The sequence below is a fragment of the Paraburkholderia kururiensis genome, from assembly GCF_034424375.1.
In the GTDB taxonomy this organism is placed as follows: domain Bacteria; phylum Pseudomonadota; class Gammaproteobacteria; order Burkholderiales; family Burkholderiaceae; genus Paraburkholderia; species Paraburkholderia kururiensis_A.
In genome coordinates this window covers 128,100-141,606 of record NZ_CP139965.1, presented here as the reverse complement: position 1 = coordinate 141,606, position 13,507 = coordinate 128,100, and the positions used below count along the sequence as shown (strand labels likewise).

The 13,507-nt window shown below is 64.7% G+C and carries 16 protein-coding genes; 11 read left to right on the top strand and 5 right to left on the bottom strand.

The window, feature by feature from the left end; translation table 11 throughout:
* Position 1 precedes the first annotated feature (1 nt).
* The 5 genes from U0042_RS00695 to U0042_RS00675 are packed head-to-tail and all read left to right on the top strand — an operon-like array spanning position 2 to position 3,028.
* Positions 2-283 (top strand): hypothetical protein, encoded by a 282-nt coding sequence (locus U0042_RS00695; RefSeq protein WP_114812222.1) that lies wholly within the window; start codon positions 2-4, stop codon positions 281-283.
* Complete coding sequence (locus tag U0042_RS00690) at positions 270-1,433, top strand: DegT/DnrJ/EryC1/StrS family aminotransferase (protein WP_114812220.1); 1,164 nt, start codon at positions 270-272, stop codon at positions 1,431-1,433. Before U0042_RS00695 ends, U0042_RS00690 begins: the two co-directional genes overlap by 14 nt.
* A 12-nt stretch (positions 1,434-1,445) precedes the next feature.
* Positions 1,446-2,294 carry an SIR2 family NAD-dependent protein deacylase gene (locus U0042_RS00685; RefSeq protein ID WP_114812218.1) on the top strand — a complete coding sequence of 283 codons (849 nt, stop codon included), beginning with the start codon at positions 1,446-1,448 and terminating at the stop codon, positions 2,292-2,294.
* Between the two features lie 49 nt (positions 2,295-2,343).
* On the top strand, positions 2,344-2,640 hold the full coding sequence (locus tag U0042_RS00680) for a 2Fe-2S iron-sulfur cluster-binding protein (RefSeq protein ID WP_026121177.1): 297 nt from the start codon (positions 2,344-2,346) through the stop codon (positions 2,638-2,640).
* Positions 2,641-2,653: 13 nt separating this feature from the next.
* Positions 2,654-3,028: a hypothetical protein gene (locus U0042_RS00675; protein ID WP_114812216.1), complete on the top strand. Its 375-nt coding sequence runs from the start codon at positions 2,654-2,656 to the stop codon at positions 3,026-3,028.
* A 26-nt stretch (positions 3,029-3,054) separates the two neighbouring features.
* Here U0042_RS00675 and U0042_RS00670 read toward each other — a convergent pair whose 3' ends face one another.
* The 5 genes from U0042_RS00670 to U0042_RS00650 all read right to left on the bottom strand — a co-directional run bounded on the left by U0042_RS00670 (position 3,055) and on the right by U0042_RS00650 (position 5,567).
* Positions 3,055-3,297, bottom strand: a complete 243-nt coding sequence (locus U0042_RS00670; protein ID WP_114812214.1) for an FmdB family zinc ribbon protein — start codon at positions 3,295-3,297, stop codon at positions 3,055-3,057.
* 14 nt (positions 3,298-3,311) lie between these two features.
* The gene (locus U0042_RS00665) at positions 3,312-3,746 is read right to left on the bottom strand and encodes an ArsC/Spx/MgsR family protein (RefSeq protein WP_114812212.1); all 435 of its coding nucleotides are present in this window, start codon (positions 3,744-3,746) and stop codon (positions 3,312-3,314) included.
* Between the two features lie 37 nt (positions 3,747-3,783).
* Entirely contained in the window at positions 3,784-4,383 is a 600-nt protein-coding gene (locus U0042_RS00660; protein WP_114812210.1) for an ankyrin repeat domain-containing protein, read from the bottom strand.
* A gap of 39 nt (positions 4,384-4,422) precedes the next feature.
* A complete protein-coding gene (locus U0042_RS00655) occupies positions 4,423-5,031 on the bottom strand; it encodes a hypothetical protein (RefSeq protein WP_114812208.1) in 609 nt (202 codons plus the stop codon).
* A gap of 101 nt (positions 5,032-5,132) precedes the next feature.
* A complete protein-coding gene (locus U0042_RS00650) occupies positions 5,133-5,567 on the bottom strand; it encodes a group II truncated hemoglobin (RefSeq protein WP_198665353.1) in 435 nt (144 codons plus the stop codon).
* A 427-nt stretch (positions 5,568-5,994) separates the two neighbouring features.
* Between U0042_RS00650 and nifH the strand changes: the two genes are divergently transcribed.
* From nifH to nifN, 6 genes are all read left to right on the top strand, one after another.
* Entirely contained in the window at positions 5,995-6,876 is an 882-nt protein-coding gene (nifH, locus tag U0042_RS00645) for a nitrogenase iron protein (protein ID WP_017773469.1), read from the top strand.
* An 85-nt stretch (positions 6,877-6,961) separates the two neighbouring features.
* Positions 6,962-8,425 carry a nitrogenase molybdenum-iron protein alpha chain gene (nifD, locus tag U0042_RS00640; protein WP_114812206.1) on the top strand — a complete coding sequence of 488 codons (1,464 nt, stop codon included), beginning with the start codon at positions 6,962-6,964 and terminating at the stop codon, positions 8,423-8,425.
* Between the two features lie 90 nt (positions 8,426-8,515).
* Complete coding sequence (gene nifK, locus U0042_RS00635) at positions 8,516-10,075, top strand: nitrogenase molybdenum-iron protein subunit beta (protein ID WP_114812204.1); 1,560 nt, start codon at positions 8,516-8,518, stop codon at positions 10,073-10,075.
* Between the two features lie 11 nt (positions 10,076-10,086).
* Positions 10,087-10,407 carry a hypothetical protein gene (locus U0042_RS00630; RefSeq protein ID WP_114812202.1) on the top strand — a complete coding sequence of 107 codons (321 nt, stop codon included), beginning with the start codon at positions 10,087-10,089 and terminating at the stop codon, positions 10,405-10,407.
* A 167-nt stretch (positions 10,408-10,574) separates the two neighbouring features.
* Positions 10,575-12,068 (top strand): nitrogenase iron-molybdenum cofactor biosynthesis protein NifE, encoded by a 1,494-nt coding sequence (nifE, locus tag U0042_RS00625; RefSeq protein ID WP_114812200.1) that lies wholly within the window; start codon positions 10,575-10,577, stop codon positions 12,066-12,068.
* A 29-nt stretch (positions 12,069-12,097) separates the two neighbouring features.
* The gene (nifN, locus tag U0042_RS00620) at positions 12,098-13,489 is read left to right on the top strand and encodes a nitrogenase iron-molybdenum cofactor biosynthesis protein NifN (protein WP_114812198.1); all 1,392 of its coding nucleotides are present in this window, start codon (positions 12,098-12,100) and stop codon (positions 13,487-13,489) included.
* The last annotated feature ends 18 nt before the right edge of the window (positions 13,490-13,507 follow it).

The window sequence follows — 13,507 nt, the reverse complement described above, 5'->3', positions numbered from 1 at the left end:
GATGGCGCTCGACACGAACCAGGTGCAGGCGATTGCCGACGTGTTGCGCACCGCGCCCACACTGTTCGATGCGGCCGCGAGCTGGCGCGAGCGCTACCCCGCGGTGCGCACGCTGCGCGTGGCCGCCGCGGACATGCGCGACGAAACGCCGGCACTGGAATGCGGCACACGCCGCGCGTATTTCGCGATGTCGAACGGCATGTGCGTCTCCGTTACGCGCGAGGCCGCCGAAGCCAACATGGTGATCTTTGCCGAAGATGGAGCAGCGCATGGAACTCGATGAAATTGCGCTCAGCGAGCCCGAGTGCGGCGCGCGCGAGATCGAACTCGTCAACGCGGTGTTGCAGTCGTCGCGCTGGAGCGACGGCCCGCTGCTCGAATCGTTCGAAACCGCGTTTGCCGGCTGGTGCGGCCGCGCGCATGCAGTCGGCGTAGCGAGCGGCACGCTGGGCACCTGGATCGCGTTGCGCGCGCTGGGCCTGGGCCAGGGCGACGAGGTGATCTGCGCGTCGCACACGTGGCACCAGGTGGCGCAGGCCATCACGCTTGCGGGCGCCACACCCGTGTTCGCGGAGATCGACTACTGGAGCGGCTGCCTGAGCGCGGCGAAGGCGCAGCAGAAGATTGGCCCGCGCACGCGCGCCATTCTGGCCGGCAACACGAACGGGCATCCCGCGGCGTGGGGACCGTTGCGCGAACTCGCCGGCACGCATGGCCTGACGCTGATCGAAGACAGCACCGAGGCACTCGGGTCGCGCTACATGGGCCGCAACGTCGGCACGTTCGGCGACGTATCGGTGTTCGATTTCTCCTCACCGTCGGCGCTGTGCACCGGCGAAGGCGGCATGCTCGTCACCGACGACGAACGCCTCGCGCACGAACTGCGCTACCTGCGCCAACGGCGCGTGGCGGACCGCGGGTCGGTCTCGGTGGGGTCGCGTGTGCCGTTGCAGGCCGGCATGAGCGAACTGACGGCTGCACTCGGCCTCGCGCAACTCGCGGGGCTCGACGAACGGCTCGCGCGGCGCAAGCAGGTGGAAGCCTGGTATCACGAAGCGATGCAGAGCTTCGAAGGCATCAAGCCGCCGTATCTCGCGGAAGACGTGGAGGAAGTGCACTGGATGCTCTACGTCGTGCACCTCGGCAAGCGCTTCACGCAGAGTGCGCGTGCACAGATGATCGACGACATGAAAGCGTGCGGCATCGAAACGGCGGCATACAGCCATCCGCTGCACGAGCAGTTCCACTACATGAATTCGGGCGACGCGATTGGCCGCAAGCGCGGCACGTTGCCCGACACCGAACGCATCGGCGACCGCGCGCTCGCCCTGCCGCTGCACACGCAGCTCGACGCCGACCAGGTGCGCTACATCGTGAAGACGTTGAAGGACACCGCGACGAACGTGGGCGCGGGTGCCGCCATTTACCTCTGAGGGACCGCATTCATGAGTCTTCCCGTTTCAATCGACCACATTGCCCGCCAGATCGAAGACGGCAACGTGGTGCCGTATCTGGGGCCCGGCATGCTCGCGCTGTGCGACGACGTGCGCGTGCCCACGACGTCCGGGGCGCTCGCGCAGATCATGACCGCGCGCGTTGCCGTGCCCCACAAGATCCGCAACCGGCTCACGCAGGCCGCGCAGTTCATCGAGAACTTCAAGCATCGCAAGACGGTGGTGAGTCTCATGAACGAGGCGTTCGGCGCCACGCCGGTGCCTTCGGCGCTGCACCGCGCGCTCGCCGCGAGCGGCGCGGGGCTGTACGTGGACTGCTGGTACGACGACACGTTCGCCACCGCGCTGGCCGATGCGCGGCCTGCTGGCCAGTGGGCGCAGGTGCAGGGGCTTTCGCAGGCGGAACACTTCGGCCAGTGGTTCGGTGCCTACGATGCAGCGGGCGCACCGCTCGAAGACGTGCCGGCGGCCGGCGCGCTGCTCTACAAGCCCATCGGCTCGCACGCGCCCGCGGGTAACTATCTTGTGTCGGACAGCGACTATGTCGAGGTGTTGACCGAGATCGACATTCAGACGCCCATTCCGCCCGCGGTGCAGACATGGCGCAGCGGACGCAGCTTCCTGTTTCTGGGCTGCCGCTTCGACGACCAGCTGGCGCGCAGTTTCGCGCGGCAGATCATGAAGCGGTCCTCCGCCACGCACTGGGCCGTGTTGCCCGACGAGCCCACGCGTATGGAGGCGCGGTTTCTCGCCGAGCAGCAGATCACGCGCATCGCGATGCCGCTCGCCACGTTCGCCGGCGAACTGGTGAGCGCGCTGCAACCCGCGCTGGCGGCCTGAGCCGGCGCGTTTTATTACCTTCCACTTCTCCACGTTCACACATCACATCATGACGACTCTGACCGTACTGCCTTCGGGCAAGACCTACGACGTGACGGCCGGCACCACGCTGCTGCAGGCACTGCGCGATGCAGGCGAAAACATCGCGCACAAATGCGACGGCAAAGCCGAATGCGGATCGTGCCACCTGTTCGTGCAGGAAGGGCGCAAGAGCCTGTCGAAAATTCAGCGCACGGAGAACGAGAAGCTCGACACGATTGTGGGCGTGGGCTCGAAGTCGCGCCTCGCCTGTCAGGCCGTGCTGGGCGACGAAGCCGTGACGGTCGAACTGCTCAGCTTTGTTTGAGCGTTGCGGCGCCATGAACGGAGCGCGCGCAATCGAAGACAGCGCCCGGCTCTCCATCGTCGAGCAGGCGGGCGTCGTGGTGCTGACGCTTGCCGAAGGGCTCGGGCGCGACGAGCTGATGCGCTCGCGGCTCACGCGCACGGAGGTGCACCGTCAGTTGCTGCGTCTCGCGGATGGTGCGCTGGGGCTCAGCGAACCGGTCTGTGAGGCGATGCCCGAGATCGACTGGATCGGCTGGCAGCGCATGCGTGCGCGCCTCGCGTTGCCGCCCGGCGCGGAGCACGAGGACGCGCTGTGGTTCGCGTGCGAGTCGCTCGTGCCCGCCACGCTGCTGTGGCTACGCGTGCATCGTCAGCGCCAGGGCGCATTGTTTCGGATGACGATCTAAGCGATTTAAGCGAGCTAAGGTGAGACCTAGTTCTGACGCAACACCTTGTTGCGTTCGGCGGCCGAGTAGTGGCTCATATGCCCTTCGCGTGCAGCCTGGCGGCGGGCCGACGCGATGATCGCCTTGCTCTTGCCCGGCGGCACCGGCGCGCTGACCTGCTTGTCGAGCGCGGCGCTGCCGCAACGCGGGCAGACGGGCGCACTGCCGGCGCGCACCAACGTTTCGAACTGCAACTGGCAGTCGCGGCAGCAATAGTCGTAAAGCGGCATTTCAAGACTCCTGTTCAATGAGATGCGGCATCGCATCCGCTCGTCGCGGCGGCGCAGCCTTCCAGAGACAGCGGCTTGCCGGCGATGGCGGCTTCGTTTCCAAGTCCTATCCATGCATGCACGCGCGCCGTGTCGAACCCCACCATGCGCGTGTCGCCCACCTCCATCAGCGGCCGGCGAATCAGCAGCGGATGCGCCAGCAGCAACGCGAGGGCGTTGCCGGCGTTGAGCGACTCGGGGACGATGCGGCCCGCCTTGATGTCCGGTGCCGCGCGGTTGAACCACTCGGGCACCGGCAGCGGTTCGAGAAACGCGAGCAGCGTGCGGGGCGTCCACGGCCAGCGCAGCAGATTGCGGACCTCCAGCGTGTGACCGGCGGCCGCGAGCAGCGCCTGCTGCTTCGCATTGCCGCCGCAGCCGGGCTTCTCGTAGAACGTGACGTGCGCCATGTGCGTCGCTCCTCGTGTGGCGGCGGTGATGTGCGGCTCAGGCGGCCTTGTCTGAAACGAACCGCAACCGATCCGCCCCGATAGCGGGCCGCAACCCGCCGTGCTTCTCTTCGCCCAGACGGCGTGCCGTGCGCAGCAGTTCGAAGCCGCGGTCGGCGGCCATGTCGAATGCGTTGCGGCCGTCCGGCGCATAGAGCCCTTCGCTTGCGCCGAGCGAGAGCAGCAGTTGCATCACTTCGACGCGGCCGCTCGCCGCCGCCTGCATGAGGCAGGTGATGTCGCTGTCGTTCGCGTGGTCGATCTCGATGCCCGCTTCCACGAGCCGCAGGATCGTCGCGGGTGCGCCCGCGAGGCACGCGTACCAGAGCGCGTGGTTGCCCTCGTCGTCGAGCGCATCGACGGGCACGCCCGCTTCGAGCAGCGCGGCCACCACGTCGTCTTCGCCATGCAGCGACGCCAGCATCAACGGCGTAACGCCTTCGTGGCTGCGTGAACGGAGGTCGGGGAAGTCGTGGTGGGCAAGCCACGTCGCAAGCGCTGCGGGCACGCTGTGTTGCGTGCCCGCGTCGACGGCGGACGCAACGCGGCGGCTGGCGCTTTCGCGCACGACGGGAACGGTGTCGGTGTGCAGTGACATGAGCGCGCTCCGGCTCGGGGTTCTGTCGGGTTGGGGACGTCAGACGGGACGGTTTTCGCTGGGGTCGCGCACGGGGCCCATCAATTCGAGGCCTTCGGCGTAGGTGATCGTGTCGAACGTCACGTCGAAGCGAAGCGCCGCATCGGCAATGGCGTCGAGCTTGCCGGCCGTGTCCTTCTTCTTCAGGTCGTTCTTCTCGAGGTAGAGCAGTTCGAGCATCTCGTTGTAGACCGTGGATTCGAGAATGGGCAGCACATAGAACATCGCGCCCTTGTACGGCACCTGGTAGCGTTTGCTGAGGTCGATGTTGTCGCAGAACAGAAAGTACTTGCCGCCTGCGGACAATGCGTCGCCCAGCACTTCCGCCACGTCTTTCAGATGCTCGAAGCTCAGCAGCCAGCCGGCGAAGAAGGGCAGTTGCGGCTCGCCGGTTCTCGCGACGGCCATGACCTGCTCGCACGAAAGCTCGGGCGGGCGAGCCTCGTCCGCGAGCTTCGGTGCGAACCGCAGTGCGAGTTCGCCGCGAAAGCCGACGCGGCCGAACGTGTTCGTGAGCCCCTTGAAGACCGGGTTCAGCAGGCGGCCTTCCTGTTCCAGACGGGCGAGGGCGGTGTTGTCGAGTTCCTTGCGGATGAGCGTGTCGGTCATGACAGGTTCCTTGGCTACAGGGCTATGGAGCTACAGGGGGCGACTGCATGGCAGAACGCCGCTTGGTTTTGTTTCGTACTTCGTCGGCACCACGTTCGAATTCAGTTGCCGTTGTTGCGCATCCAGTCCGCGATCTTGAAGAACGCGAGCATCAGCTTGTCGCGCAGCGCGGCGTCCGTGCCGGTTTCGTCGAGCGCGGCGCGCATGCACGCAAGCCATGCATCGCGTTCGGCCGCGCCGATGGGAAACGCGGCGTGACGCATGCGAAGCCGCGGGTGGCCGCGTTCTTCCGAATAGCGCTTCGGCCCGCCCAACCATTCGCAGAGATACCGCACGAGCACGGCCTTCACAGGCGCGAGGTCGGGGCCGTGCATCGCGCGAATGCCGCGCGCGTCGGGCCGCGTGTCCATCTGCCGGTAGAACGCATCCACGATGCGCGTGACCGCGGCTTCGCCGCCTATCGCTTCGAAAGGCGGCGAAGCGTGGCTGGCTGAAGCGTGGCTGGCATCCACAACAGGAACGGTGAGCGGGTTCATGGCCGGCTGCGGTGCAACAACCGTACCAGCGACAAAACACACCGCTCACGCATGAACGCATGCACGAGAGCCTTCGCACACGGTGTTGTTTGCGACGAAACGCCCACGCTTTTGTCGGGAAGCCGACAGCGCCGCTGTCGCCTCGCACGCACGGCGACCGCACCGCGCGAATGCGCAGACCGGACGCGAAGCCCCGCTATTGCGGGGGTTCCGGCGTTTTTCGACCGCTCGCGCGAAAGATGGCACGGAAGCTGCACTGGAGCCGTCCGCGGACACACTCCGGCCCATGCGTGAATCGAGAGAAGAAGACCATACGGACACCACCGGCTGAGGACCTGGTCGCGGCTTTGCAGTCTGCTTTGCAGCTCTGCTTTTCGCTTTGGTACGCACCCCTCGTTTCAACCTATTCCTGAACTGGAGAACGTGAATGTCTCAACTTCGGCAAATCGCCTTTTATGGCAAAGGTGGCATCGGCAAATCCACCACGTCGCAGAACACGCTCGCGGCGCTCACCGACCTCGGCCAGAAGATCCTCATCGTCGGCTGCGACCCGAAGGCCGACTCGACGCGTCTGATCCTGCACGCGAAGGCGCAGGACACCATCCTGTCGCTCGCCGCGGAAGCGGGTTCGGTGGAAGACCTCGAACTCGATGACGTGATGAAGATCGGCTACAAGGACATTCGCTGCGTGGAATCGGGCGGTCCGGAGCCGGGCGTGGGCTGCGCAGGTCGCGGCGTGATTACGTCGATCAACTTCCTCGAAGAGAACGGCGCGTACGACGGCGTGGACTACGTCTCGTACGACGTGCTGGGCGACGTGGTGTGCGGCGGCTTCGCCATGCCCATTCGCGAGAACAAGGCGCAGGAAATCTACATCGTGATGTCGGGCGAGATGATGGCCATGTATGCGGCCAACAACATCTCGAAGGGCATTCTCAAGTATGCGAACAGCGGCGGCGTGCGCCTGGGCGGCCTCGTCTGCAACGAGCGCCAGACCGACAAGGAACTGGAACTGGCCGAAGCGCTCGCGGGCATGCTGGGTTCGCGGCTCATTCACTTCGTGCCGCGCGACAACATCGTGCAGCACGCGGAACTGCGCCGCATGACGGTGATCGAGTTCGCGCCGGATTCGAACCAGGCGAACGAGTATCGCCAGCTCGCGAGCAAGATTCACAACAACGCCGGCAACGGCACGATCCCGACGCCCATCACGATGGATCAGCTCGAAGATCTGCTGATGGAGCACGGCATCATGAAGGCGATCGACGAATCGCAGGTCGGCAAGACAGCCGACGAACTGGTCGCCTGAACGGGAAGCGGTGGCCGCCCGCGCGTTGCATGCGGCGCGCGGGCCGTCACGCAGCGACGCACAATCCTCACATCTGGAGCATTCCATGACCGCCACGGTTGAAGAGCGCAAGGCCGCGAACAAGGCCCTGATCGACGAAGTGCTAAAGGCCTATCCCGAGAAAATGGCCAAGCGGCGCGCCAAGCATTTGGGAACCTTCGAAGAGGGCAAGCCCGACTGTGGCGTGAAGTCCAACATCAAGTCGCTGCCCGGCGTGATGACGATTCGCGGCTGCGCCTATGCGGGGTCGAAGGGCGTGGTGTGGGGGCCGATCAAGGACATGATCCACATCAGCCACGGCCCCGTGGGCTGCGGGCAGTACTCGTGGGCCGCGCGCCGCAACTACTACATCGGCACCACGGGCATCGATACGTTTGTCACCATGCAGTTCACGTCCGACTTCCAGGAGAAGGACATCGTGTTCGGCGGCGACAAGAAGCTCGACAAGATCATCGACGAAATTCAGGAGCTGTTCCCGCTCAACAAGGGCATCTCGATCCAGAGCGAATGTCCGATCGGGCTCATCGGCGACGACATCGAGGCCGTGTCAAAGAAGAAGAGCAAGCAGTACGAGGGCCACACCATCGTGCCCGTGCGCTGCGAAGGTTTTCGCGGCGTGAGCCAGTCGCTCGGCCACCATCTGGCGAACGACGCCATTCGCGACTGGGTGTTCGACAAGACCGACGGCGCGAAGCGCCCCGAGTTCGAATCCACGCCGTACGACGTGGCGATCATCGGCGACTACAACATTGGCGGCGATGCGTGGTCGAGCCGCATCCTGCTGGAAGAAATCGGCCTGCGCGTGATCGCGCAGTGGTCGGGCGACGGCTCCATCGCGGAACTGGAGAACACGCCGAAGGCCAAGCTCAACGTGCTGCACTGCTACCGGTCGATGAACTACATCAGCCGGCACATGGAAGAGAAGTACGGCATTCCCTGGGTGGAATACAACTTCTTCGGGCCTTCGATGATCGAGAAGAGCCTGCGCGAGATTGCGAGCCACTTCGACGACACCATCAAGGCCAACGCGGAACGCGTGATCGCGAAGTACCGCCCGCTCGTGGACGCCGTGATCGCGAAGTTCAAGCCGCGCCTGCAGGGCAAGAAGGTGATGCTGTTCGTGGGCGGGCTGCGTCCGCGCCACGTGATCGGCGCGTATGAAGACCTCGGCATGGACGTGGTGGGCACCGGTTATGAGTTCGGCCACAACGACGACTATCAGCGCACCACGCACTACGTGAAAGACGGCACGCTGATTTACGACGACGTGACGGGCTACGAGTTCGAGAAGTTCGTCGAGCAGGTGCAGCCGGACCTGGTGGGCTCGGGCATCAAGGAAAAGTACGTGTTCCAGAAGATGGGCGTGCCGTTCCGCCAGATGCACAGCTGGGACTACTCGGGCCCGTACCACGGCTACGACGGTTTCGCGATCTTCGCGCGCGACATGGACATGGCGATTTCGAGCCCCGTATGGGGTCTTGCGAAGGCGCCCTGGAAAAACGCGGCATAAAACAGCAGTTTTCAGGCGCAAGCGGTCGGCGGCCGGCGAGGCCGCCGCTTCGGTCGCCGACCTCATCGATACCGATTCAGGAGTGACGTCATGCCCCAATCCGCCGACAGGATTCTCGATCACGAGCTGCTGTTCCGCGAGCCGGAGTATCAGGAAATCTTCCGGACCAAGAAAGAGAACTTCGAGTTCAACCATCCCGACGAGACGGTCAAGCAGATCGTCGAATGGACCAAGACCGAAGACTACAAACAGAAGAACTTCGCCCGCGATTCGCTCACGGTGAACCCCGCCAAGGCGTGCCAGCCGCTCGGCGCCGTGTACGTGGCGAACGGCTTTCACAAGACGCTGTCGTTCGTGCACGGCTCGCAGGGCTGCGTGGCGTACTACCGCTCGCACTTCTCGCGTCACTTCAAGGAACCCACGTCGTGCGTGAGTTCTTCGATGACCGAAGACGCGGCGGTGTTCGGCGGCCTCAACAACATGATCGACGGCCTCGCGAACGCGTACAACCTCTACAAGCCCGAGATGATCGCCGTGTCGACCACGTGCATGGCGGAGGTGATCGGCGACGACCTCGACGCGTTCATCAAGAACAGCAAGCAGAAGGGCAGCGTGCCGGAAGACTACGACGTGCCGTTCGCGCACACGCCGGCCTTCGTGGGCAGCCACGTGACGGGCTACGACAACGCGCTGCTCGGCATCCTCAAGCACTTCTGGGACGGCAAGGCAGGGACCACCGCGCCGCTCGTGCGCGTGCCCGACGAGAGCGTGAACTTCATCGGCGGCTTCGACGGCTTCGTCGTGGGCAACATGAAGGAAATTCGCCGCATCTTCGATCTGTTCGGTGTGACGGTGAACGTGATCTGCGACCCGTCCGACACGTGGAATACGCCCACCGACGGCGAGTTCCGCATGTACGAAGGCGGCACCACGAAGGAAGAAGTGGAGCGCGCGCTGCACGCGAAGGCTACCTTCGTGTTCCAGGAATACTGCTGCGAGAAGACCACGAAGTTCATCGCGGAACACGGCCAGGAAGTCGTGGTGCTGAACGCGCCTGTTGGCGTGGCGGGCACGGACCGCTTCCTGATGGAAATTTCGCGCGTGACGGGCAAGCCCATTCCCGCACAGCTCGAAAAGGAGCGCGGCCAACTGGTGGATGCGATGGCCGACAGCCAGGCGCACCTGCACGGCAAGCGTTTCGCGCTGTACGGCGACCCGGACCAGATGCTCGGCTACACGCAGTTCCTGCTGGAACTGGGCGCCGAACCGGCGCACGTGCTGGCGACCAACGGCAACGACGACTGGGCCGCGAAAGTGCAGGCGCTCTTCGATGCCTCGCCTTACGGCGCAGGCTGCAAGGTGTACCCGAAGCGCGACCTGTGGCACATGCGTTCGCTGCTGTACACGGAACCGGTGGACTTCCTGATCGGCAACACCTACGGCAAGTATCTGGAGCGCGATACGAAGACGCCGCTCATCCGCATGGTGTTTCCGATCTTCGATCGCCATCACTACCACCGCTATCCGACGTGGGGCTACGACGGCGCGCTGCGCGTGCTCGTGATGCTGCTGGACGAGTTCTTCGAGACGCTCGATGCGAACACCATCGTGCCCGCGAAGACCGACTACAGCTACGACATCATTCGCTGAAGGGGGCGGCCATGGCAGACCCGGTACTCGTCAAGGTCACGCTGGACGGCCGCAAGGTCGAGGTGGTCGACGGCTGGGTCTGCCTCGCGGGCGTGCGCGAAGCCGACCATCTGGTGCCCGTTCTCGAGCATCCGAACCGGCAGGCGATTGCGCGCAACGTGCCGGACGCTACGCACGTGGCGGGACGGTTGCCGTTGAACCATGCCGAAGCGGCCATTGCGCAGGGCGCGATGGCCGCCTCGCAACGCGAGTTCGACGCGAGCCCGGCCGGCATTACGCAGCGCATTCGCGTCGCGGTGTGGGCGAAGAGCGCGGCAGAGGGGGCGGAGTAGTCGCCTCATGTCGCAATTCCTTCAATCCCGCCAATCCGCGTTTCGATGACGACAATCGGCGCGCACTTCGCGCGCCGCAAGCACGGCCGTAGCGCGCGTTGCTGGCAGTCAACCCGTGGTACGGAACTTGCCAGTTTCGATCGACCCCACATCGTCAGGAGCCCGTCATGTCCGCTTCGCTCAAGGCCAAGATCGCCGAAGTCTTCGACGAGCCCGGTTGCGACAAGAACCAGGGCAAAAGCGAAAAGGAGCGCAAGAAGGGCTGCACGAAGCAACTTTCGCCTGGCGCGGCCGCGGGCGGTTGCGCGTTCGACGGCGCGAAGATCGCATTGCAGCCCGTGGTGGACGTCGCGCATCTCGTGCATGGCCCCATCGCCTGCGAAGGCAATTCGTGGGACAACCGCCATGCGGCATCGTCGGGGTCCACGCTCTATCGCACGGGCTTCACGACAGACATCAACGAACTCGACGTGGTCTACGGCGGCGAGAAGCGGCTCTTCAGAAGCGTGCGCGAGATCATCGAGAAATACGATCCGCCTGCCGTGTTCGTCTATCAGACCTGCGTGACGGCGCTGATTGGCGACGACATCGAAGCGGTGTGCAAGCGGGCGTCCGAGAAGTTCGGCAAGCCCGTCATTCCCGTCAATTCACCGGGCTTCGCGGGGCCGAAGAACCTGGGCAACAAGCTGGGGGGCGAGGCGCTGCTGGATTACGTGATCGGCACACGCGAGCCGGAATACACGACGCCGTACGACATCAACATCATCGGCGAATACAACCTCTCGGGCGAACTGTGGCAGACCAGGCCGCTGCTCGACGCGCTGGGCATTCGCATTCTCTCGTGCATCTCGGGCGACGGGCGCTACAACGAGATTGCCGGCTCGCATCGCGCGAAGGTCAACATGATGGTCTGCTCGAAGTCGATGATCAACATCGCGACGAAGATGCAGCAGCGCTACGGCATACCGTATTTCGAGGGCTCGTTTTACGGCATCGGCGACATGAGCGATACGTTGCGGCAGATCGCGAAGCTGCTGGTGCAGCAGGGCGCGCCGGAAGACCTGCTCGAACGCACGGAACGCCTGATCGCAGCGGAAGAGGCGCGGGCCTGGGCACGTATTGCGCGTTATCGCGAGCGGTTGCAGGGCAAACGCGTGCTGCTCATTACCGGCGGCGTGAAGTCGTGGTCGGTGGTCGCCGCGTTGCAGGAAGCGGGACTGGAGATTGTGGGCACGAGCATCAAGAAGAGCACGAAAGAGGACAAGGAGAAGATCAAGCAGATCATGGGCGACGACGCCCACATGATCGACGACATGACGCCGCGCGAGATGTACACCATGCTGCGCGATGCGAAGGCCGACATCATGCTGTCGGGCGGGCGCTCGCAGTTCGTCGCGCTGAAGGCGCGCATGCCGTGGCTCGACATCAACCAGGAGCGGCATCACCCGTACGGCGCATATGAGGGGATGGTGGAACTCGTGCACGAGATCGACCGGGCGATTCACAACCCCGTGTGGCAGCAGGTGCGCATTCCGGCGCCGTGGGGCGACGACGGCGAGACGCTGGACGCGGTGCGCGCGCCTGTTGCGGCCGTGGAGCCGGCAGTCTTTCCCGGCGTGCGTGCATGGGCGATGGGTCTCGAGCCCGGCGTGCCGGCCTGAATGCAAGCGAGCGCAAGGGAGCGTAGATCATGGCCGTCGTAGTCGAATCGAAAAAAGCCTGCGCTGTGAATCCGCTCAAGATGAGCCAGCCGCTCGGCGCGAGCTATGCGTTCATGGGGCTCGACGCGTGCATGCCCGTAATGCACGGCTCGCAGGGCTGCACGTCGTTCGGTCTGGTGCTGCTGGTGCGGCACTTCAAGGAAGCCATTCCGCTACAGACCACGGCAATGAACGAAGTCACCACGATTCTGGGCGGCTACGAAAACGTGGAGACGGCGCTGCTCAACATCCGCAAGCGCGCGGCCCCGAAGATCATCGCCATCTGCTCGACGGGTCTCACCGAAACGAAGGGCGACGACGTGGAGGGCTATCTCACGACGGTGCGCAAGCGCAAGCCCGAACTGGACGACACGGAACTCGTCTACGTCTCCACGCCGGACTATGTGGGCGGCTTCGAAGACGGCTACCGTCACGCCGTGGCCGCCATCGTGAAGGCGCTGGTCAAGCCGCTGCCTGCCGTGGCGAGGCAAGTCACGTTGTTGCCCGGCAGTCATCTTTCACCGGCCGATATCGACGAAGTGCGCGAGATCGTCCATGCATTCGGGCTCGACGTCATCGTGCTGCCCGATCTCTCGGGCTCGCTCGATGGCCACATTGCGCCCGACTGGCGCGGCACCACGCTGGGCGGCACGACGCTGGAACAGATTCGTGCGGCGGGCGCGTCGGCGTTCACGATCGGCGTGGGCGAGCAAACGCGCGACGGTGCGCAGGCATTGCACGACATAGCCGGCACGCCGTTCGAAATATTCGAGCGGCTGACCGGGCTCGAACCCAACGATCGCCTGCTTCAGCGCCTCGCGCAACTTTCGGGGCGGCCCGTGCCCGCGAAATACCGCAGGCAGCGCAGCCAGTTGCTCGACGCGATGCTCGATGGTCACTTCTATACCGGCGGCATCAAAGTCGCGATCGGCGCGGAGCCGGACTTGCTGCTCGCGCTCGGCGCGCTGCTGCACGAGATGGGCGCGGAGCTTGCCGTCTGCATCAGCACCACGGCGTCGCCTGCGCACGAACGGTTGCCTGCAAACGAAGTGGTGCTGGGCGATCTGGAAGACATGGAGCGTGCATCGAGCGATTGCGATCTGCTCATCACGCACTCGCATGGGCGGCAAATGGCGGAGCGGCTCGGCAAACCGCTCATGCGCGTGGGCTTTCCGGTGTTCGACCGCGTGGGCAACGCGCACCGCTGCCAGGTGGGCTATCGCGGCACGATGAACCTGATTTTCGAAGTCGCGAATCTCATGATCGAACAGATTGCGCATCACCACCCCGGCGACTGGCCGTTGCCGCAGGCGTCGGTGGACCTGGCCGCGCGCGACCCCGCGCGTGAAGTGAAGATTCCGGTCGTTGCGGCCGGCGCGTGAACCCAACGTCACGAGGAG

Bases quoted from the DNA above. Each gene is read 5' to 3' on its own strand.
- nifE (WP_114812200.1), top strand. From the start codon at position 10,575: ATGTCCGCTTCGCTCAAGGCCAAGATCGCCGAAGTCTTCGACGAGCCC.
- U0042_RS00680 (WP_026121177.1), top strand. From the start codon at position 2,344: ATGACGACTCTGACCGTACTGCCTTCGGGCAAGACCTACGACGTGACG.
- U0042_RS00650 (WP_198665353.1), bottom strand. From the start codon at position 5,567: ATGAACCCGCTCACCGTTCCTGTTGTGGATGCCAGCCACGCTTCAGCC.
- nifH (WP_017773469.1), top strand. From the start codon at position 5,995: ATGTCTCAACTTCGGCAAATCGCCTTTTATGGCAAAGGTGGCATCGGC.
- nifD (WP_114812206.1), top strand. From the start codon at position 6,962: ATGACCGCCACGGTTGAAGAGCGCAAGGCCGCGAACAAGGCCCTGATC.
- U0042_RS00630 (WP_114812202.1), top strand. From the start codon at position 10,087: ATGGCAGACCCGGTACTCGTCAAGGTCACGCTGGACGGCCGCAAGGTC.
- U0042_RS00685 (WP_114812218.1), top strand. From the start codon at position 1,446: ATGAGTCTTCCCGTTTCAATCGACCACATTGCCCGCCAGATCGAAGAC.
- nifK (WP_114812204.1), top strand. From the start codon at position 8,516: ATGCCCCAATCCGCCGACAGGATTCTCGATCACGAGCTGCTGTTCCGC.
- U0042_RS00695 (WP_114812222.1), top strand. From the start codon at position 2: ATGGCGCTCGACACGAACCAGGTGCAGGCGATTGCCGACGTGTTGCGC.
- U0042_RS00660 (WP_114812210.1), bottom strand. From the start codon at position 4,383: ATGTCACTGCACACCGACACCGTTCCCGTCGTGCGCGAAAGCGCCAGC.
- U0042_RS00655 (WP_114812208.1), bottom strand. From the start codon at position 5,031: ATGACCGACACGCTCATCCGCAAGGAACTCGACAACACCGCCCTCGCC.
- U0042_RS00675 (WP_114812216.1), top strand. From the start codon at position 2,654: ATGAACGGAGCGCGCGCAATCGAAGACAGCGCCCGGCTCTCCATCGTC.
- U0042_RS00690 (WP_114812220.1), top strand. From the start codon at position 270: ATGGAACTCGATGAAATTGCGCTCAGCGAGCCCGAGTGCGGCGCGCGC.
- nifN (WP_114812198.1), top strand. From the start codon at position 12,098: ATGGCCGTCGTAGTCGAATCGAAAAAAGCCTGCGCTGTGAATCCGCTC.
- U0042_RS00665 (WP_114812212.1), bottom strand. From the start codon at position 3,746: ATGGCGCACGTCACGTTCTACGAGAAGCCCGGCTGCGGCGGCAATGCG.
- U0042_RS00670 (WP_114812214.1), bottom strand. From the start codon at position 3,297: ATGCCGCTTTACGACTATTGCTGCCGCGACTGCCAGTTGCAGTTCGAA.